At 36.0% G+C, this 22,082-nt stretch carries 15 protein-coding genes; 8 read left to right on the top strand and 7 right to left on the bottom strand.

The features are described 5' to 3' along the window. Nucleotides 1–65: 65 nt before the first annotated feature. Entirely contained in the window at nt 66–824 is a 759-nt protein-coding gene (hisF, locus tag GJV85_RS13155) for an imidazole glycerol phosphate synthase subunit HisF (RefSeq protein WP_207561827.1), read from the bottom strand. A 195-nt stretch (nt 825–1,019) separates the two neighbouring features. Between hisF and GJV85_RS13150 the strand changes: the two genes are divergently transcribed. From GJV85_RS13150 to fliI, 8 genes are all read left to right on the top strand, one after another. Beyond that, nucleotides 1,020–1,493 carry a CZB domain-containing protein gene (locus GJV85_RS13150; protein ID WP_207561826.1) on the top strand — a complete coding sequence of 158 codons (474 nt, stop codon included), beginning with the start codon at nt 1,020–1,022 and terminating at the stop codon, nt 1,491–1,493. Nucleotides 1,494–1,562: 69 nt separating this feature from the next. Continuing rightward, nucleotides 1,563–2,339, top strand: a complete 777-nt coding sequence (rsmA, locus tag GJV85_RS13145; protein ID WP_207561825.1) for a 16S rRNA (adenine(1518)-N(6)/adenine(1519)-N(6))-dimethyltransferase RsmA — start codon at nt 1,563–1,565, stop codon at nt 2,337–2,339. A gap of 11 nt (nt 2,340–2,350) precedes the next feature. Further along, nucleotides 2,351–4,324, top strand: a complete 1,974-nt coding sequence (locus GJV85_RS13140) for a ribonuclease J (protein WP_207561824.1) — start codon at nt 2,351–2,353, stop codon at nt 4,322–4,324. A 151-nt stretch (nt 4,325–4,475) separates the two neighbouring features. Beyond that, on the top strand, nt 4,476–7,370 hold the full coding sequence (locus GJV85_RS13135; RefSeq protein WP_207561823.1) for a PAS domain S-box protein: 2,895 nt from the start codon (nt 4,476–4,478) through the stop codon (nt 7,368–7,370). After that, nucleotides 7,367–8,878, top strand: coding sequence for a bifunctional diguanylate cyclase/phosphohydrolase (locus GJV85_RS13130; RefSeq protein ID WP_207561822.1), 1,512 nt, complete (start codon nt 7,367–7,369; stop codon nt 8,876–8,878). Before GJV85_RS13135 ends, GJV85_RS13130 begins: the two co-directional genes overlap by 4 nt. Before the next feature lie 18 nt (nt 8,879–8,896). Next, nucleotides 8,897–10,639: an oxygen-binding di-iron domain-containing protein gene (locus GJV85_RS13125; RefSeq protein WP_207561821.1), complete on the top strand. Its 1,743-nt coding sequence runs from the start codon at nt 8,897–8,899 to the stop codon at nt 10,637–10,639. A 149-nt stretch (nt 10,640–10,788) separates the two neighbouring features. Continuing rightward, on the top strand, nt 10,789–11,373 hold the full coding sequence (gene folE / locus GJV85_RS13120) for a GTP cyclohydrolase I FolE (RefSeq protein ID WP_207561820.1): 585 nt from the start codon (nt 10,789–10,791) through the stop codon (nt 11,371–11,373). A gap of 3 nt (nt 11,374–11,376) precedes the next feature. After that, complete coding sequence (gene fliI, locus GJV85_RS13115; protein ID WP_207561819.1) at nt 11,377–12,708, top strand: flagellar protein export ATPase FliI; 1,332 nt, start codon at nt 11,377–11,379, stop codon at nt 12,706–12,708. Here fliI and GJV85_RS13110 read toward each other — a convergent pair. The 6 genes from GJV85_RS13110 to pyrG form a co-directional block, all read right to left on the bottom strand. Further along, nucleotides 12,680–14,818 (bottom strand): WD40 repeat domain-containing protein, encoded by a 2,139-nt coding sequence (locus GJV85_RS13110; RefSeq protein ID WP_207561818.1) that lies wholly within the window; start codon nt 14,816–14,818, stop codon nt 12,680–12,682. The genes fliI and GJV85_RS13110 overlap by 29 nt on opposite strands. Nucleotides 14,819–14,841: 23 nt before the next feature. Continuing rightward, entirely contained in the window at nt 14,842–16,269 is a 1,428-nt protein-coding gene (locus tag GJV85_RS13105; RefSeq protein WP_207561817.1) for an NAD(P)/FAD-dependent oxidoreductase, read from the bottom strand. Between the two features lie 134 nt (nt 16,270–16,403). Beyond that, the gene (gene recJ, locus GJV85_RS13100; RefSeq protein ID WP_242689799.1) at nt 16,404–17,990 is read right to left on the bottom strand and encodes a single-stranded-DNA-specific exonuclease RecJ; all 1,587 of its coding nucleotides are present in this window, start codon (nt 17,988–17,990) and stop codon (nt 16,404–16,406) included. Nucleotides 17,991–18,041: 51 nt separating this feature from the next. Next, entirely contained in the window at nt 18,042–18,860 is an 819-nt protein-coding gene (locus tag GJV85_RS13095) for a hypothetical protein (RefSeq protein WP_207561815.1), read from the bottom strand. 12 nt (nt 18,861–18,872) lie between these two features. After that, entirely contained in the window at nt 18,873–20,357 is a 1,485-nt protein-coding gene (locus GJV85_RS13090; RefSeq protein ID WP_207561814.1) for a hypothetical protein, read from the bottom strand. Nucleotides 20,358–20,444: 87 nt separating this feature from the next. Next, entirely contained in the window at nt 20,445–22,064 is a 1,620-nt protein-coding gene (pyrG, locus tag GJV85_RS13085) for a CTP synthase (protein WP_207561813.1), read from the bottom strand. Between the last annotated feature and the right edge of the window lie 18 nt (nt 22,065–22,082).

Genomic DNA, 22,082 nt, shown 5'->3' with positions numbered 1-22,082 from the left:
AAATTTATTTCATTGTTTCTAAGAAGAGTTCTATTTCTACAAGAACTAAATCACTTCTTTAGAGTTTATAATCTAACGGGTATGTTTTCTTTATGTAAGTAGCGTTTGAGATCCATTATATCTATCTCTTTATAGTGAAAGATACTAGCAGCAAGTGCAGCATCAGCACCGTGAGTAAATGCATCTTTTATATGCTCCATCGTACCGGCTCCACCACTTGCTATTACTGGCACGTTTACTGCGCGAGATATTTGCTCAGTGATGTTTAGCTCAAATCCAGCCTTTGTTCCATCTGCATCCATCGAAGTAAGAAGTATCTCTCCACTACCGCGCCCTACTACCTCTTTTGCCCACTCTACAGCATCAAGGCCTGTATCAACGCGGCCACCATTTAAAAAGACATGGTACTTGTCACCTGTTCTTTTAACATCTATGGCAGTCACTATGCATTGAGAACCAAAACGCTTAGCACCTTCATCTATAAGTTCTGGGCGTTTAATGGCAGCTGAGTTTACACTTACCTTATCGCAGCCTACATTTAAAAGTTTGTATATATCATCTAACTTACGTATTCCACCACCTACAGTTAAGGGGATGAAAATCTCTCGAGCTACTTGAGCTACTATATCTACTATAGTGTCACGATTATCAGAAGATGCTGTTATGTCTAAAAATGTAAGTTCATCTGCACCCTCTTCATTATATCGGCGTGCAACTTCAACAGGATCTCCTGCATCTTTTAAGCCTACAAAGTTTACACCTTTTACAACTCGTCCATCTTTAACATCAAGACAAGGAATTATTCTTTTTGCAAAATAGTTCATAATGAAATATACCTTTGTTTATGGAGCTTCTCATACAGAGAAGTATATAAATGCAATTATATCTTTTTAGACTTATATTTTGTTGTGTGTTTCACGTGAAACATATGTAAAAGTGCTGATAAAGATTAGGAGCAATTTATCTCTTTTTAATAAAGCAGGGACTATAATCTAAGGTTATTTTATTAAAGGCAATTAATGAACAAAGAAGATGTACTCGCTCAAGTAGAAGTTGCAAAATTATCTCATACTGAGTGGGTTGATCATGCTAGAAGACTTATGAATGGTTTTGAAATACAAAAAAGTGCTACTCCAGTAAATCCAACAGAGTGTGATTTTGGACTATGGTTTTATGGTAGTGGACAACTTCTAAGTTCACTCTCTAATAATCCACTCGAATGTATGCAAAATATAGAAAAACTTCATTTGAGTTTTCATACTACATATTCAAATATTTTTAATATATATTTTTCAGCAGTACCAAAAAAAGGTTTTTTCACAAACTTCTTTGACTCTAAGATAAAAGATATAGATGCAGATGATAAAGAGAGAGTGAAAACAGAGTTTAAAAAAATGCAAGCAACAGCAAAAGAGTTGTTCGAAGAGATTAGTAGACTTGAAAGACGTTTAGGTGCAGTATCTGATGAAAAGATAAGTGCATTAGGTGCATAAAGTAACGAATGTTCATTTATTTAGCATCTATTACCTTTTTGTAAGTAAATAAGGTATAATATACCGGTTATGAATAAAGAAAGTGTAGTAGCAAAAAAGAAGTTTGGACAAAACTTTCTTAAAGACCAATCGATTTTAGTAAAAATAGTCGAAGCGATGCCCAAAAATGAGAATAGACTTGTTGAAATTGGGCCTGGCTTAGGTGATTTAACTAAATTTTTAGTTGATGTCAAAAGTGTTGAAGCTTTTGAGGTAGATACCGATTTGTGTAAACTATTACAAAGTACATTTAAAGAAGAGATTGCTACCAAGCGACTCCACATCAATTGTGGGGATGTTCTACAAGCTTGGAAGAGTAGCTTAGTTGATGAACCGTATGATTTAGTGGCGAACCTGCCCTATTATATTGCGACAAATATCATCCTAAAAGCACTCGCAGATCCAATGTGTAAAAATATACTTGTAATGGTACAGCTTGAAGTGGCAGAGAAATTTTGTGCTATTGAAGGTCAAAAAGTATTTGGTTCTTTGGGTATTATTACCCAAAGTGTAGGAACTGCAAAAATAATTGTAAAAGTTCCACCAACAGCGTTTGATCCTCAGCCCAAAATAGACTCTGCAGTTTTTCTTATACAAAAAGAAACAGATAGAAGTGATAAAGATTTCGAGGATATGCTAAGAGTTGCATTTAGCCAACCTCGAAAAACTCTTATGAAAAATCTATCTGCAAAGTATGAAAAAAGTTTACTTCAAGAAGTTTTTGAAAAGCTAAAACTTATACAAACGACTCGTCCTCATCAAGTTTCCACTAAAGACTATCACCAACTCTATACATTAATAAAATAAAAGGAGTTTGGATGGCAGAAGAAAATAGCGGGGTTGCTGAAAAAACAGCACCTAATACAGCAGTACCTTTATCAGACAACAAACAAAACAGTAACAACAACAATAGAAGACCAAACAATAATCGTAAACCTAACCCTAATCAAAACAGAGGTAATGGTGAAAAGACAGGAAATAAGCCTGCGGGCAATAAGCCTAACAACAACAAAAATAGAAACCGTCACCGTAGACAGCCAACGCCAGTTGATGAAAACTTAAGAGCTTTTGTTACAAAAAACCAAGAAGCACATAAGCAAAGACTTAACCCTCACTATAAACTTGATTTAAACTCAACTGCAAAAGTACGTATAACACCACTAGGTGGTCTTGGCGAGATCGGTGGAAATATTGCAGTATTTGAAACAGACAAAGAAGCGATTCTTGTAGATGTTGGAATGAGCTTTCCAGATGAAGATATGCATGGTGTAGATATTTTAGTTCCTGACTTTACATATCTACGTGAAATCAAGCATAAAATCGTTGGTGTAGTTATTACTCACGCTCACGAAGATCATATTGGTGCAATGCCATACCTATATAAAGAGATGCAATTTCCAATATTTGGTACATCACTTCCATTAGCAATGATTGGAAATAAGTTTGATGAGCATCACATGAAAGAGTACAGAAAGTACTTTAACCCAATTGAAAAAAGACAAATGATTAAGATTGGTAATGATTTCCAAGTTGAGTGGATGCACATGACTCACTCTATCATTGACTCTTCATCAATTGCAATTACTACTGATGCTGGTACTATTATTCATACGGGTGACTTCAAGATAGATTATACTCCTGTTGATGGTTATACTGCAGATTTACACCGTTTAGCTTACTATGGTGATAAGGGTGTTTTATGTCTGATGAGTGATTCAACTAACTCATACAACACTGTTCCAACAGGTTCAGAGCTTAGTGTTGGTCCAGCGCTTGATCGTGTTTTTTCAAGAGCAGAGGGAAGAATCCTTCTTTCAACATTTAGTTCAAACATCCACCGTGTACAACAAGCTATACAGTATGGTATTAAGTATGGTCGTAAAGTTTGTGTAATAGGGCGTTCTATGGAGCGTAATATTGAAATAGCAATGCAGTATGATTATGTACGTTTTCCTAAAAACATCTTCATTGATGCTGATGAAGTAGCTCGTATGAACGATAAAGAAGTTCTTATCGTTACAACTGGTTCTCAGGGTGAAGCGAATTCTGCACTATTTAGAATGAGTATTGGCGAGCATAGACACATTAAAATCAAACCAACTGATTTAATTGTTCTTTCATCTCGTGCTATTCCTGGAAATGAAGGTTCTATCTCTGGAATGTTAAATCACCTACAACGTGCAGGTGCAAAAGTAACGCATGATAAAGATATTCACGTATCTGGCCATGCTTCTATGGAAGAGCAGAAGTTAATGCTGCGTTTAGTTAATCCTAAATTCTTCTTACCAATTCACGGTGAGTATAACCACGTTACAAAGCATAAAGAGACAGGAATGATGTGTGGTGTTCCTGAGAGAAATATTTTACTTATGACAGATGGTGAGCAGATAGAAGTCGCACCTAAGTACATGAGAAAAGTTAAAACAGTGAAAACTGGTAAAACTTACATAGACAACCAAAACAATCACCAGATTGAAGATGACATCGTTCTTGATCGTCAAAAACTTGCAACTGATGGTATCGTAATGATGGTTGTTGAAGTAAGTGAGCAAAACTCTAAAATGCTTGACAAGCCAAAAGTTACTACATTTGGTATCGTTGCTGATAAGCAAGATAAAGCATTTGCTAAAGAGATGGAAGATGTTCTAGAAATTTTCTTAACAAACATCAAGCCAGGACTTATAGAGAACTCAAGAGCTTTAGAAAATGACCTTCGTCAAGTTGTTAGAAAGCACATCTTTAGAAAAATGAAGAAGTATCCTCTTATCGTTCCACATGTTTTAGTACACTAAAACAATATATCATAAACAAATGCTCTTTTAGAAATATAGACTTCTAAAAGAGCCCTTTCTCCGTCAATTTTCTACACTTTTGCATTAACTCTACACTAATATTAGATATAATAAAATACTACAGATACATAGTATTAAAAGGTTTAATAAAATGAAGCAGTTAAATCTCACTTCTTTAAGAGCACAGTATATAAGATATACAATTATGGCCCTATTTATAGTAACTCTTATGCTCTCATTATTTATCTATCTCTTTTTTGAAGATAGAATCAATACCATTATAAGCCAAGAGAATGAAAAACTCCATACAAGTATGCTTAACATTCAAAATGTTTTTCTCAAAAGACATGATTACCTCTCCCGTAGAATATTAACTATGCATCACACACAAAACTATATTGTTACAAAACAGAGAGATAAGCTTTATGATTCACTAAAAGAGAGATGGGAATTATTTCAGGAGGAGAATTATTATTTTAGTGTTTTACATTTCCACTTGGCAGATGGAAGTTCATTTTTACGTTTAAATAAACCCGATAAGTATGGGGATAAGATGCCTATGTCTCGAGAGATGATAGAAGAGGTACATAAAAATCATAAAAAAATCATAGGCTATGAGAGTGCATGTAACTCAATTGCACAAAGAATTATAACGCCAATATTTGATCAAAACAGTACCTATTTAGGTGCCTTAGAGCTTGGACTAAATCCTAACTATCTCGTTGAGAGATTTAAAAAATTTCTTGGTTATGATGCCCTTTTATTTGTCAGTAATGAATCCTTAGAGAGTTACAGAGGTCCTCGTAGTGAGTATATATTTGATGAGTATACACTAATGAGTGATATAGACTCAAAAATGCAAAAATATCTAGAGCGTTTAGTTGAGAAAAGATATGACTTTAGTAATAACTATGTCTTAGATATTGATGGGAAAATGTTTTATCTTCATAAGCTTCCTTTGAAAGATTACAAGGGCGAAGTAAAAGCTGAGATAGTTGCATTTCAAGACTTAAGTGCTTTTTATACCCAACGTAACAATATGTTGATGATTGTTGTGAGCACTATTATCCTAATACTTGGATTTATACTTATCTATACATACTTCTCTACAAAGAAAGTACAAAAGTACTTAGAAAAGCTCTATGAGTCGTATCTAAACAAACTCAAAGAGAGCAAGGAGAAGTTTGAACATCTTTTCATGTCCGCTCCACAAGCTTACCAATCACTTGATAAAGATGGCCATATACTTATGGTAAATAGACGCTGGATGCGAGAGTTTGCATATGAAGAAAAAGAGGTGATTGGAAGAGATTTTAAGGATTTTTTGACACCAAAATCACAAGAGGTATTTGGAAAATGCTTTAGAGAGTTACAAAGTAAAGGCTTAATAGAAGATATTGAGTTGGAAGTTTTAAGAGAAAATGCAAAGATAGTTATTATAAACCTGGACATTGAAGCTACATATAGTAAGGATAATAAGCTTTTGCAAGCCCAGTGTCTTTTTGAAAACATAACGGAAAAAAAGAGACAGCACGAACTACTAAGGTTTAACGAAGAGTACCTAAAGCTAGTCTTTGACTCTATGCCTGACCCAGTATTTACAACAAATGGAGCGGTAATAGATAGAGTAAACTTGGAGTTGCTTAAAATAACTAAATATGAATCAATAGAAGCATTTAAAAAAGAGCATGATTGTTTTTGTGACTATTTTGTAAATGAAGAGGGTTATGTGCATACGCAAATGGATGGGATAAATTGGCTAGAGTATATATATGCAAATCCAAGCATACAACATAGGGTAAAGATAAACATAGATGAAGAGAAAATCTATACACTCAAAGCACAAAAGTTGAAACTTGATGAGAATGAACGCAGTCTAGTTGTATTTGATGATATTACGCAGATAGAAGAAGCTGGAGTTGAGCTACAAAGAAGTCATGAGTTTACTAAGAAGATTATCAACTCTATTGATAATCTGATCTTTGTTAAAGACAAAGAGTTTAACTATCTTGCATGTAACTTGGCTTTTGAAAAATTATTAGGTAGGACTCAAGAGCAGATCATAGGACATAAGGATAATGATTTTTTTGATAAAGAGATAGCTCAAAGATTTCATGACAATGATAAAGATATATTTTCAAAAAAAGAAGCGACTTCACATTTTGAGTGGGTAAAATACCCTAATGAGGAGAAGGCTTATATGTTAGTCGTAAAATCGCCGCTAAGAGCGGAAAATGGAGAGATAATGGGGGTCGTTGGGAGTCTTACCGACTTCACTAAAGAGAAAAAGTTAGAAGACGAGCTCCATAAACAAGAGGAGATTATGCTCTCTCAATCTCGTCATGCCGCAATGGGTGAGATGATAGGTATGATAGCTCATCAGTGGCGCCAACCTATATCGACTATCGCTATGGGAGCTAACAATATCATTGTCGATACGGCGTTAGGGACTATAAATGATGCATCCCTAGAGAAGTTCGCTACAGAGATACTTGAACAAACACAGCATCTCTCTAAAACTATAGATGACTTTAGAGACTTTTTTAAGCCAAATAAAAAACGCGAAGATACACAGTTTAGTTTAGTGCTTGAAGAGGCCTTAAGCATTATAGGAAGTTCGCTTGTAAACCACAATGTAGAAGTTATTAAAGAGATCAAATCCCAACTTATTATCTCAACATACTCTAGAGAGCTGCTTCAAGTCTATATCAACCTAATTAAAAATGCTAAAGAAGCACTTTTGGAAAATGAGATAAAAGACGCTAAAATATTTATAACTATAAGAGAAGATGAACAAGACATCATTACAGAGATTTGTGATAACGCAGGTGGAGTAGAGCCTGAGCTTTTAGAAAAAATATTTGAGCCTTACTTTACAACTAAAGATGAAAGAAATGGTACAGGCTTAGGTCTTTATATGTCACAAACTATAGTAGAGAAGCACTTAGGCGGGACATTAAGTGTAAAAAACACTAAAGAGGGAGCCTGCTTTAGCGTGCGAGTACCAAAGATAGCCAAAGAAGAACTAAAGGAAGAGAGTAGATGACTCCAATCGTAGAGCTCAAAAAATTAGCACAGAATTATACTGTTTTATATGTGGAAGATGATGAGAGTGTGCGGAGTAGTTTTTTGCACTATCTTGAGAGTTTTTTTAAGAGAGTAGCTGTAGCATTTGATGGTAAAGAGGGTTTAGAGCTGTACAAAAACTCTAGATATGACTTAGTTATTACAGACATAGAGATGCCAAGCATGAATGGCATTGAGATGGCTACAGAGATTAAAAAGATAAATGATGCGCAAGACATTGTAGTAGTCTCTGCATACTCTCGAAGTGATTACTTTTTAGAATCGATTCGCATTGGAGTTAGTGGATACATCATAAAGCCTGCAGACTTTAAGCAGATAAATGAAACACTTTATAAAATTCTCTATAAACTTGAAAGATTTAAAGAAAATGAGCAGTATAAAGTAAACCTTGAAGTTCTTGTTGAAGAAAAATCAAAAGAGCAGAGTGAAAACTATGAGAAGACCATACTATCATTGGTTACGATGATAGATAAACGCGATACTTATACGGGAGGTCACTCCCAAAGGGTAGCAAAGTACTCCAGGCTCATGGCAGAAGATATGGGATATACCAAAAAAGAGTGTGAACTCATATATAGAGCGGGAATACTTCATGATATAGGGAAAATAACCACACCTGACGCTATTTTACTAAAGCCTGGAAAACTCAATAACTTAGAGTATAAAATTATCCAAGAGCATGTAAATATGAGTCGTACTGTACTTGAGAAGATACCTATGTATGAGTCATTTATTGAGATAATAATAGCACATCATGAGCACTATGATGGATCAGGATACCCTCATGGCCTAAAGGGTGACAAGATTCCTCCTATGGCTAGAATCATGATAGTAGCAGATGCCTTTGATGCTATGACAACGAGTAGAATCTATAAGGCACGCAAGAGTATAGAAGAAGCTATAGCAGAGATAAAATCATTAAGTGGTATTCACTTTGATCCTGAAGTTGTTAAGAGCGCAGTAAATGTTCTCTCTAGTGTAGAGATAAGCAATGATATATCACAGCTTCCAAAAACAGAGCTTGAAGAGGAGCGTTTTGCTTACTTTTACAAAGACCAACTCACTTCACTCTACAATCCAAATTATCTAAATTTACTTTTAGTAAAAAATGTAGATACAAGAAAATTTTCTGATCTATCTGTTCTCTTTATGCATAAGTTTGCTAACTACAATGAGACCTATGGTTGGCACAAGGGAGATAAACTTTTACAAGCATTTTCAGATTTTTTGAAAACAAAGTTTCCTGATAAACTTATATTTAGAGTGCATGGAGATGATTTTGTAGTAGTTAGTGACTCTTCTTGTGAGATAAATATAGAAGAGTTTCTAAAGGCAGAGTTTTTTCATGGGACAGATGTAACGCTGAGCTCTAAAGAGTTTAGTATAGTCGATGATGAGATAGATTCATTAATAAAACTAGAAGATATTATCTCTAGGAGTAATAGTTTAGTATTAAAAGATAAGTAATGCTAAAAAAGGCTAAATATGAATGAAATAAATTCCCCAATCGAAATTGCGAAAAATATATACTGGGTTGGTTACGTTATACCAAACGATCCTTTTCAATGCCACGTTTATCTAATAAAAAATGGCGATGAGTCCATTTTGATAGATCCCGGTTCAAAGATTACATGGGCTGAAACGCGTAAAAAGATTTTGCAGATAATGCCACTAGAAGATATAAAATATTTTGTTACTCAGCACCAAGACCCAGATATAACAGCCTGTATTGAAGATATATTTTCCGAAATTGGCACGAAGGGGCGTATGGTTGTATCACATTGGAGAACCATAGCGCTGCTAAAACATTATGACTGGGGCGTGGATTTTTATGAGATAGAGGAGAATGACTGGGAATTAAAAACTAAGTCGACAATACTAAAATTTATATTTACGCCATATATGCATTTCCCAGGCGCGTTTTGTAGTTATGACTCAAATAATAAGATTCTATTTAGTAGCGACATTTTTGGTGGATTTACAGAAACATTTCAACTCTATGCAAAAGACGCCCAGAGCTATTTTGAACAGATGAAACCATTTCATACGCACTATATGCCAACTAGAGAGATAGTAAATCATGGACTTGACAACATCTCCAAGTATGAGTTGGATATGATTTTGCCCCAGCATGGCTCCATAATAAAAAAAGAGTTCATTGAAACAATATTTACGCAACTTAGGGATTTGGACGTTGGACTGTTTTTAAAGTTTAATGATACAAGAGATGTAAAACTATTAACCAGAGCGCAAGAGGTACTTACAAAAATCTTTACAGAGGTTGCCTATAATACAAATGCTTTTGAAGTAATAAACAAGGTTCATGAAGATATGGCTGAACTTTTTGATATTAAAAGGAGCGTCTCCTTTGGTTTTGTAGACGGCGACGTCGTGCTTTTTGACTCTACAAATAAAAGAGCATATAAATCCGAAATAACTATTTCAGACGTTAAAGAGAGATACCCTGAGATGTTTTTAAACTCTTCAGTATCTGTTGAAAAGCTATCGCATCTATTTGATCTAGACTTTAAGGCTGAACAGCTTATATATGGATTTATAGCCATTGATGACATAAACAGAGTTATCGGAGTGATATTTTTTGTATTTGATGCAGACAAAACTCTTCAGCAGTATCAGATTGATATATTAAAAAAATTTCAAATACCTTTTAACATTATGCTTAGTAAAACAATCGAGCATTATAAACTTGAAGCAGAGAAAAACCATTTTTTTAAAGATTCTATAACGGACTCACTAACTAAACTCTATAATAGACATTTTCTACAAGAAAATGGTCAAAAAGAGTTTATCAATGCAAAAAGGTACAATTATCCACTTTGTGTAGCCATGTTTGATTTAGATCATTTTAAAAAAGTAAATGACACTTATGGACATGATGTTGGGGATATAGTGCTAAAAGATTTTGCACGTCACATAAGATCTATCATAAGGGATGGAGACCAGGCATATAGATTTGGAGGAGAGGAGTTTATCGTTATGCTTCCTCACACTTCAGCCGAGGATGCTTTGCAAATTTTAAATCGTATCAGAAGTAGAATTATACAAAGCAATGGGGTTAAGATAGGACAAGACTCTATAATGTATAGGTTTAGCGCTGGCATACATCAGATATCTGAATATGACAAATCCTTGGATGATATGATTAAAAACGCAGATAAAAAACTATACTTTGCAAAAGAGAATGGAAGAGATAAAATTATTATTTAGTCTCTTTATTGGTAGAATTACAGAAATACCAATTAAGCTGAAAATAGTATTGCTAGAAATAAGATTACATTAAAAAATAACTAAGAGCTTCAATCACTTTCTCAGCTATTTATTGATATGCTACACTATTAAAACAGTAGAGGCTAGAAATGTCAGACAGTAAAGATTTAGAATTTGAAAATGCCGTAAAATCAATGATGCTTCATGTAGGCGAAAATCCGGAGCGTGAAGGGCTTCTTGAAACGCCAAAGCGAGTAAAAAAAGCATATGAGTTTATCTATGGTGGCTATAAAGAAGATCCAAAAGAGATACTTGCAAAAGCACTTTTTACAAGCTCTAATGATGAGATGGTTCTTATTAAAGATATAGAGTTTTACTCTACTTGTGAGCATCATCTGCTTCCTATTATTGGGCGTGTGCATGTTGCATATATTCCAGATGGAAAGGTTGTGGGTCTTTCAAAAATTCCTCGTGTAGTAAATGTTTTTGCTCGCCGTATGCAGATTCAAGAGCAGCTTACTGAGCAGATTGCCGATGCGATTATGGATACTATCACGCCAAAAGGAGTAGCTGTTGTCATACAGGCTCGTCATATGTGTATGGAGATGCGTGGTGTTGAGAAGATAAACTCTACGACTACTTCATCCGCCCTTCGAGGTCTTTTTAAAAGAGACGAAAAAACAAGAAGTGAGTTTTTCTCTCTCATAAACTCTCCAACGGCTAGTAGATACTAGAAAATGCCCTTCTCCTCACTTAAGACAAGAATCTCAGCAAAAAGCCACTCCGTATCATTTGGTCAGGTGGTGAAGATAAATGCCACAGTCATTACTGCAAAGGGCTTGAGAGTCAGTATAAGTGATATGGTTAAAATAGTCTCAGAGGATAGTGCTCTTGAGACTGTAGGTATGGTTACAGAGATAGATGGTCCTACATTTTTTATAACTCCATTTAGTTTTGTAGAGGGGTTTCGATCAGGCGATAAAGTTTTTTTAGACTCTGCTGGGCTAAATATTCCTGTTGGCGATGAACTTTTGGGTCGCGTTGTTGATCCATTTATGAGGCCGATTGATGATAGAGGAAGTATCCATAATACTAAACTCGTCCCAATCATAAAGTCTCCCATAGCTGCGATGAAACGCGGAATGATAGATGAGGTCTTTAGTGTTGGCGTTAAGAGCATAGATGGACTACTGACATGCGGTAAGGGACAAAAACTTGGAATCTTTGCTGGAAGTGGGGTAGGGAAGTCTACTCTTATGGGTATGATTGTCCGCGGTTCTGATGCTCCCATAAAAGTTGTAGCACTCATTGGTGAGAGAGGACGTGAGGTCCCTGAGTTTATAGAGAAAAACTTGGGTGGTAACCTTGAAAATACTGTTATTATAGTTGCAACGTCAGATGACTCTCCTCTTATGCGAAAGTATGGTGCGTTTGCCGCTATGAGTGTAGCTGAGCACTTCAAAGACCAAGGTAAAGATGTTCTTTTTATTATGGATTCTGTTACCCGTTTTGCTATGGCACAACGCGAGATTGGTCTAGCCCTTGGTGAGCCACCAACTTCAAAAGGGTATCCACCATCATCCTTAACACTTCTGCCACAACTGATGGAACGTGCTGGAAAAGAGAAAGGTAAGGGGTCTATTACCGCTTTTTTTACAGTCTTAATAGAAGGGGATGATATGAGTGATCCTATCGCTGATCAATCGCGTTCAATCTTAGATGGCCACATAGTACTTTCGCGTGAGATGACAGACTTTGGTATCTATCCTCCAGTACATATTTTAAACTCAGCATCAAGAGTAATGAACGACATCATATCTCAAGAGCATTTCCGTGCAGTGATGCGTTTTAGAAGGCTCTATACACTTTTAAAAGAGAATGAAACACTTATACGCATTGGCGCGTACACAAAAGGGACTGACCCTGAACTTGATGAGGCTATAAATAAAAAAGATGCGATGCAGAAGTTTATCTCTCAAGGTGCAAGAATAAAAGAGAGTTTTGAAGATACTTCTAATAACTTAGTAGAGATGATGGGTGCTAAATCTTCTCCTGCTCAACTATCATAGGGGAACTAAGCCAATGGTTTCTTGGTACTCTTTCTATCTGAGTGCTTGTAATGGCTAGTTTTTTATTTGATGCTTTCTCGTATGTTTTCATAAGGACAAGAGCCTCTCTATCTGTTCCAAAGATATCTATGTAAGAGTAGATGATACTCTCAGCAGCTCCAAAACTCTTTTTTGCCATTAAAAATTTTATTTTAGTATGAAAGCTAACGCGAATGAGATCGCCTATTTTATTTACACGTGATTTTACAAGTATTAAATCGCCTAAAACTTTTTTAATACTTTTTAGATCACCTTTAAGAGCATGTTCCTCACACTCATTCATCAGCTTAGCCCAGTGAATCTCTAACTGCTCACTAAGCTCCAGGTTGCCTAAAAAAACACTTCTGTCCATAATCTCATAACACTCTCTAAACTCTTTTTTCTCATAAGTCTGTTCTAGTTTTCTTACTATCATGCACTCCCTATAGAGTGCTTGAAGTTTCTCTTTGAGTGTTGGGTTTTTCATTAGCTGTTTGATATGCTTGATGGCAAGATCGATTTCACCCTCATGTATTAACTCTTGGACTTGTATCAACGCATTGTCTGTTGCATTTTTAAAAGAATCATACATAGGAAGTTTTGAAAGTTGTTTATTTCTCTTCACAATCTCCTCGGCCTCTATAAAGTCCTTTTGAGTTATCGCTTTTAAGAGAGCAATATACTCACTAGAGTATCGAAGTACTATTTTTATAGTATCTTTTTTTGATGCCACGGTAGTATATGGCATAAGAATCTCTTTAGCAACATCAAGTCTGCCTCTAAGTATCTGTTTTTGTGCGAAGGAGAAGTTTTCATTATACACCTCTTCCATTTTTTGATACTGCATCGTATGTTGTAGCACAGGATGCTTATCCGACATTGCATAGGCTAGGGCATACTTCTTCTCAAGATAAAGTGTCTTAAACCTTGGATAGTATTCAAAAGCTTTAAACATCTGCTTTATATCATCTTTTTTACTCTCTAACTCATTAAACATAGCAAGCAGTTCTCTTGCTTCTTTAGCATTACCGTTTATGAGAGAGGTTATTGCTTGAGTATAGAGTTTATCATATAGTACTTCAACGCGTTTATATTCACGTGTTCCCTCTAGCATAGGGTCATTCTCTATTATTTCGTAAGCTTTGTGGAGTTCATTATTTACAAGGTGCTCCTTGATAAGCTCTTTAGAGGGTAGTTGTATTTTCTCTATAAGATTGTTTTCTAGTACAACAAGGAGATGATTATCTAAGGTAAGCGCTATCCTTGCTACATCTGATTCAAAGCTGAGATAGTTTCTACTTACAACTTTAGCAGTGTGGGTATCTATAATGATAAGATTTTTAGATTCGGCACAAACCATAATATACTTTGGATTTGGCATAACTAAAATCTGCTTGATGTTAATAAAGGGCGTGTCAATATTTTTACACTCGTCTATATTTATAAGAGAGTGAATCTGTATGAGTCCATCAACATTTCCACTCACTAGTCTGTAGCCATCTAAAAAACATAGGGCGTTTATTCTTACATAGGAGGATTCGATACTATGTTTATTTGCAAGTGAGTGCATCTTCAGAACGGTGATTATCCCACCAAAACCACTAAACGCGAAGTACTCATCATTTGAAGCAAAGGCGCTTACATAGTTATTTTTCAGTCTTCCAGTGGACTTGGAACCATGCCCAAAAGAGCATATTCTTGAGAGTTGTGAGCGTCCATCATATCTATACTGAAGAACGCGACCCTGTTTTGTTCCTGCTACGAGATACATTGAGTTGGGAACAAAAGAGATAAGTTCGATGATTCCATCGTTAGTATGTATGGTTTGGAGGAGCTCTTTGTTGTTAGTGTTAATTACATAGATAGTATTTGAGTTAGCAAAGGCAAGTAGGTCGTACTCTGTACTAAACGCCACCGCAGTTGTCTGATAGCCAAGTAGTTCTATGGAGAGATTTTTAATAGAACTACAGCTGATGGATGAAAATATTTTAGCACCATGTACTTGTGTACTAAATGCCACTCTATCATCTTTTAAGACACTAAAAGCAGTTACTTCTGAGCGGGCTTTAGTACAGTTTTCTCTCTCAAACATCTATGTGGGTCATCTACCTAATACTACATTCTGCCTGGTAGCATTAGGTACTGGTACATAGGTTTTAGCATATACAAGTCAAATGCCCACCAAACCCATCTTGATTGGTCGATAGCTAGTGGAAAACTTGGAGCTGGTCCATCATAATTAAACTCGGCCATCATAATCTTACCGTACTGAGTTTTGATAGGACAAACAGTGTAGCCATCAAATATAGCTTTAGGTTCCTCTTTTTTCATAAAAGAGATAATATTATCTACTAAAATTGGACCGTGGTGACGAGCAGACCCACCAGTTTTACCCATTGGGATACCACATACATCACCAATACCAAATACATTTTTATAGCGTTTATGTTGAAGGCTATTTTTATCTACATCTAACCAGCCAGCATCATTTATAAGCTTGGATTTTACAACTGAATCCACAGGACTCATCGGTGGAACGATATGAATAAAATCATAGTCCATAACAACTTTGTCTGCAAAACTTACAACTTCAGTCTCTTCCATATCTTCATCATAAACCTCTTTTTCATATGCATGAATAAATGTAGCTTTTTTAGCTTTTACATCTATTGAGTTGAGGTGATGTTTAAACATACTTGTAATCTTGTCGTATCCAGATTGTACTTCATGGAGTGCCTTATCAACTTCTGGTAGGTGAAAGAGCTCTTTTTTACTACTTACAAAACTGTACTCTGCACTTAATCCATCTTGTTTAAGGAAGTCAGCACTTAGATAGAGCATCTTTTGAGGTGCTCCACCACATTTTATAGGAGTGTTTGGTTGTGTGTATATAACTTTTGGTTTTTTAGTTTTTGCAGCTTCTTTGAGCTCGTTAAACCAATCCCAAGTAGCAGTCGCACCTACGGCTGTACCTTTTTCTAAGTCACTAAGATAAACACTTGTTATACCATTTGTTCCAATGTCCTCTTCTTTAAGACCCTTGATTTGCTCATAATGGTACTGTATACCTGAAGCCACAACTAAAACATCATACTTTATCTCTTTGCCTGCTCGCGTTACAACTAAGTTGTTATCTGCATCGAATGTAGCAACTTCATCTTTAACCCAAGTTACTTTGTCTTGGTCTATATAGTTGTTGTTATCAATTTTGAGATCTTCAACTTTCATCTCACCAGCACCAACAAAGACTTGACCAGGCTGATAGAGGTGAACTTCATTTGGAGCAATGATAGTAATATCTGGATTTTTAATAGTACTACTAAGGCGAGAGAGTGCCATTATTCCACCAGCTCCACCACCAACAATAACAATTTTACCTTGAACATCTTCACTTGCATTTGCAACTGAAGATGTAGTAGTAGTTGCTAGAACTGATGCTGCAATCGGAGAGATTCCCATAAACTTTAAGGCATCACGACGTGACATATGACTCTTATCAGAATCTACTTTTTGTTTTAAATCTTCAAAAATATTATTTTTCATTTGAAACTCCTGTTTGCTTATATTTTACATAATGGATACTTAATTATAGCTCTAAAGATTTAGTATATCTAAGAGAAACTAAAAAGAGAAACTAAATGTGATGAAATTGTGAACAAGCACTCTCAAGAGTTTTTTTAGTATATTGAATTAATAAGAAGTTGAGGAGTGATTCTGGAGTTAAACTCATTTTTATTTACAGTGTAGCTACAGCTTATCTTTTTATCGTGAGGCATCTCAAAGACTGTTCTAAATGCAATAAGTTCTATAGTTTTACTACTATCTTGATGCTGTTTTACTTCAATCCTAGAGTGTGACTTATCTGCACCCATTAGTTTTATGTTTACTACTTGCGCATTTTTAAGAAGAAAACTAGGTCTTGGATTTGCTTCTCCATAGGGTTCAAAGTTTTCTAGAAGTGAGAGTAACTCAAGATCAACATCTTCCATCTGTAGGATTCCACTTACTTGCTCGGTTGGGATGAAGTCTTTAGGGTCTAGTTGTGAAGCAGTAACGTTTAGAGCATCCCTAAAAGTTGATATGTTCTCTTCTTCTAGACCCATTCCAGCAGCCATTTTATGTCCGCCAAATTTACTTAAGTAAGATTTATTCTCTTTGATTAGCTCATAAATATTTACCTCGCCAATGCTTCGGGCACTCCCTTTTGCAAACCCTTCTTCTATACTAAGGACAATCGCAGGTCTGCCAAATTTATCTACAAGTCTTGCGGCTACTATTCCGACAACGCCTTCGTGCCATCCTTTTCCTGCTACAACTATGACATGAGGTAGGGCATCAAAACTCTCAACCATCTCGATAGCTTCTTTTGTCGTTTTTGCTTCCGTCTCTTTTCTAAGCTCATTAAGCTTACCTAGGAGTTCAAACTGCTTGTAGGCTTTGTTTGTATCTGTAGCTGTGTAAAACTCTAACGCGATAGAAGCATCTTCAAGACGACCAGCAGAGTTTAAACGCGGAGCAATCTGAAAGCCTATGTCTTCTGAAGTGATATTAGATTTGTTTAAAAAGTCTCGGATGATTATAGAAGCGGGTCTATTTGAACTCTCAATAAGCTTTAGACCTTCTTTGACTATAGTGCGGTTAATGTCTATGAGTGGCATTATGTCTGCAATGATAGCGATAGCTAAAATGTCTAAAAACTGCTTCATGTCTATTTTAAGGGAGAGCTCGCGTTTGATTAGAGCAAGTAATAGCCAAGCAACCTGTGCTCCACATATCTCTGTAAATGGGTACTCACAAGAAGAGAGTTTAGGATCAACGATAGCAAAAGCTTCAGGAAGTATATCTCCAGGAGTATGATGATCTGTAATGATAAGCTCTATGCCTCTCTCTTTACATATCTGAGCTGCTCCAACGGCTGAGATACCATTGTCTACCGTTATAACTAAGTCCGCATCTATTCTCTCTAACACATTTGGACTAACGCCATAACCATCACGAAAACGATTTGGAATGATCGCCTCAAGAGGATAAGGAATCTGTCTAAAAAAATCAACCATTATGGCGGTCGAGCTAACACCATCAACATCGTAATCACCAACAAGAGTGATTTTCTTGTTTTCTCTTATGGCATCCGCTATTTTTTTAGCGGCCTTTGAAGCGTCTTGAAGTAGAGCTGGGTCCGGAATCTGTGAGAGTCTCTTCTCTTGCGAATCAAAACGCGAAGAGAGAAGATTGAAAAGTTCTTGTTTGTTGAGTGTTTGCATCATATTATCTATTGTAGCGATAAATTGTAAATTGAGTATCCTATCATAACTCTAAAATGCCACATAAAGACCTATAGATGTATTTTGGATATTTCCTTTAGGTACGATTATAGTACCTTCTCGTGCTGAATCTCTATTTATTTCTGAGTATCCAAGCATTAATCCATACTCTTTATTGTCATATAGAGGGTAGCCAATATTTAAAACAATGTCGACATTGTATCCTCCTCTATTTGAGAATACAACATCATCAGAAGTGTTTTCAGTTGTACCCCAAATTGGTAAGCCGACTAATGATCGAAAGCTAAGGTGCAATTTTGAATCTTCTAAGAAATAGTCTTCGTACCAGTAGCCAATCTGTAAAGCTAATGTCATTGATCTTTGTTCTATAACATTAGATGTTGACTCAGGTCCAGAGGGAGCTATAAACTTATAGCGTTTCCAGCTACTTATATTATACAGAGAACCAAAAACTACCCTATGCTCATCGCTAAATTTATAGTGGCCAAGTCCTTGAAGTGAATTATTCATCATATCTGCATAATTTTTTTGTGACAAAACACCATTTATGGATGTTTGCTCATATGCGCGTTGAGGGAAAAGAGTTGTAGTTACCTCAGTCGAGAAGGCAAATTTATTATTTAGATTAAAAATAGATCCTGTGCTATAAACTTGATTGTTTGAGCTAGCATTTGTGGAAATATTATCTCCACTAACCGTAGTGTAGTCCGTACTAAAGTTCATGCATTGTGTGGATGCGGTGAAATAACTATAGCCATTTTGTTTGCGTAAATCTAATTGTGTGTCAGCATTTAAAATCGTAATATTTAGAAGCAGTGTAACTAGTAATATAATTCTTATTTTTTTCATCTTATGGTCCTTTTAGTTTTCACCTATAGCACCTGTAGGTACTACTGGCTCTTCAATAATTACTTCTTCTTTAACTTCAATAATGGTCTGAGCATTAAGTACTATATCTTCTTGTATTGCTATTCTTTGTATTGGTAATTGAGTGCCTATATCAGCTTGAACAGTACTGTTATAATCATCAAAGGAGATAACAAGAGTATTCGTAGTTACTTGACTCTCTTTGAGTATTTTTTGAGCAAATGCCAATGTGTTTTCAGGGACTGATATGTTGGTATCGACAATAACTTTAATTGCAGCGGATAAATCGAGTAACAATGCAGCTTGATTTTCTTTTACATCTTTTTTGGTTTGAACAATCTGTTGAGAAGTCCAAGTTGATGAGTTTTTATCTGCGATAGCTTTTTCTACTAAAACATACTCTGCAGTTGTAACATTCGAGAGTGCTAAACTAGAATTGTCGATAAGGTTTACTTTCTTTGAATTACCTATTTCACCTGCGCTAATCATTGATTTAAACTCAATGTCAGTTTTTCCATTAAGTTTTGGAAAGACTGCGGTAAAAATAATAAGGGAAGTATCGCTAAAGCCAGATAAATCTAGTTCTATTTTCCACTTTCCATTTGCATCCGCTACGACACTCTTTAAAATGACACCATTTAAAGAAGCAGTAATTGTAGCACCTGGAATCAGTTTATCATATATGTATCCAGTAAAAACCACATCATTTTGAGCAAGTGCATATTTTTTGAGAGATGCACTGATGTCCGTTACATTAATATCATTGAACTCTTTTTTAAACCCTTCGAGACCAAATGTAAATGCAGTGATTAAATCTGTGTTATTTGTTAACTCCGCTATGGCATCTTTAATATTAGTGAGAGCTTGTGCAAATGTGAGAACAGGGCCTTTAGATTTTATTTTATCAACAGCGAAATTTCTAAATGCCGCTATATCACTTATTCCATTCTCTGCAGCAAGAGTATTTATGAGGTTGAGATACCTGTAGAGTTCTTGAGAATAAACGGTTGGTAATCCATAAATAGTATTCAAATCAAGACCAATTGACAGAGCAAAAGCCTCTATATCCTCTTTATCTGTAAGGCTTGATACCATTGTAGTAGCAGGAGTAAGTACGAGGTCATTTCCCTCTTCTAAATAGGTGGTATTAAGTTGTAGGGGGATATCTATAGTATGTGTGCTATTTCCATCTAGATAGTAGCCACCACTAGCTCTAATAAGGGTTGGCTTAGATGAGCACATGAGTTTATAAATGCCATTGCCAACTTCTACTCCATTGTCACATGCATTTGCTTGAACTGTTGCATCAATGACATTATCATCAGCTACTTGTACGGTATAAGCTATTGTTCTAGGTAGGTTTTCTGTGGGAAAGTTGTCGAATGATTGATTTTCACAGCAAGCACTTAGGAATAAAGCACTTGAGAGAGGAATAAGAAACATTACAGAGAAAAATACTCTAATATTTACTGTTTTCATATGTTACCTTTTGTATTTTAATAACTATATGATATTACTATTACTCTTATGATTCTCTTTATTTTTCTTTAAGCAGAGTATACTTTTTTATTTAGCGTTTAAGCTAGCCTCAACAAACGCAAGGATAGATGGGTTTGGCGTTTGAAGACGAGACGTAAACTCTGGATGAAACTGTACTCCTAAAAACCATGGATGGCCCTCTATCTCAACAGTCTCTATGAGACCATTTGATTCGCCGGTAACTATCATTCCCGCTTTTTCTAGTTGTTCACGGTATGTTGGATTTGCTTCATAACGGTGACGGTGGCGTTCATGAATTGTTTTTGCGCCACCATAAGCCTTTTGGATGATTGAGCCATCTTTAGTGTCACATGGATACTCTCCTAAACGCATAGTCCCTCCCATAGGGGATTGGTGAGTTCTAAGTTGTGATTGGCCACTTTGGTCCATAAAGTTGTCTATGAGATATATCATAGGGTATGGAGTGTTTACGTCAAACTCTATGGAGTTTGCACCCTCTAGACCAAGAACGTTTCTCGCATACTCAACAAGAGTTAACTGCATACCAAGACAGATGCCTAAATAAGGCACTTTATTAACGCGAGCATACTCAATAGCTAAGATTTTACCCTCAACACCACGGTTTCCAAAACCACCTGCAACTAAAACGCTATCACAGTCGCTTAGAAGCGCCTCTGCGCCTTTTTCTTCTATCTCTTCAGAGTCTATCCAGTTAATCTCAACTCTTGTATCAAGGTGAGCGCCACAATGGATGAGCGCTTCTGTTAAAGATTTGTAAGCCTCTTTAAGTTCAAGATATTTTCCTACAAAACCAACGACTGTTTTGTTTTTTGGTTGTACTATTTTTTTAACGAGTATGTCCCACTCTTCCATGTCAGGATTAAGCTCACCAAGTTCAAGCTCTTTAGCGATAGGTTTTAGAATATTTTGACTTAAAAACGTAACTGGGATTCCGTAGATAGATTTTGCATCAAGTGCTTCTATAACACACTCTGGATGTACGTCACAACTCATAGCAAGCTTTTTCTTGAATGTTTTTGGAAGACCATTTTCGCTTCTTGCGATTATCATCTGTGGCGTTATACCTATACGGCGAAGCTCTTGAACAGAGTGTTGCGTTGGTTTAGACTTTAACTCACCAGCTGCTTTGATGTAGGGAATAAGTGTTACATGAACAAAATACGTACCCTCAACTTCTTCGTCATGTTTCATCTGACGAATCGCTTCCATAAAAGGAAGACCCTCTATGTCGCCAACCGTTCCACCAAGTTCCACTACAAGTATTTCATGACCTTCACCAGCTTCTTTGATGCGTTTAACGATTTCACCAACGATATGAGGAATAACTTGAATAGTCTGTCCAAGGTAACCACCAGCACGTTCGCGTTCTATTACGGACGAGTAGACTTGACCTGTTGTGAAGTTAGACGACTTAAGATATGAAGAGTCTAAGAAACGCTCATAGTTTCCGATGTCAAGGTCAGTTTCAGCTCCATCTTTTGTAACAAAAACTTCACCATGCTCTAGGGGAGACATGGTTCCAGGGTCAACATTTATGTATGGATCTATTTTTAGCATACCTACTTTTTTGCCAGAGTGTTTTAAAAGTGTACCAATACTAGCAGCTGTTATCCCTTTTCCAAGAGAACTTAAAACCCCACCCGTAACAAAAATGTATTTAGTCATGCCTAGCTCCACAAATAT

The organism is Sulfurimonas aquatica (genome assembly GCF_017357825.1).
Lineage (GTDB): Bacteria > Campylobacterota > Campylobacteria > Campylobacterales > Sulfurimonadaceae > Sulfurimonas > Sulfurimonas aquatica.
The sequence above is the reverse complement of the archived record's forward strand: the minus strand, read 5'-3'. Positions and strand labels throughout refer to the sequence as shown.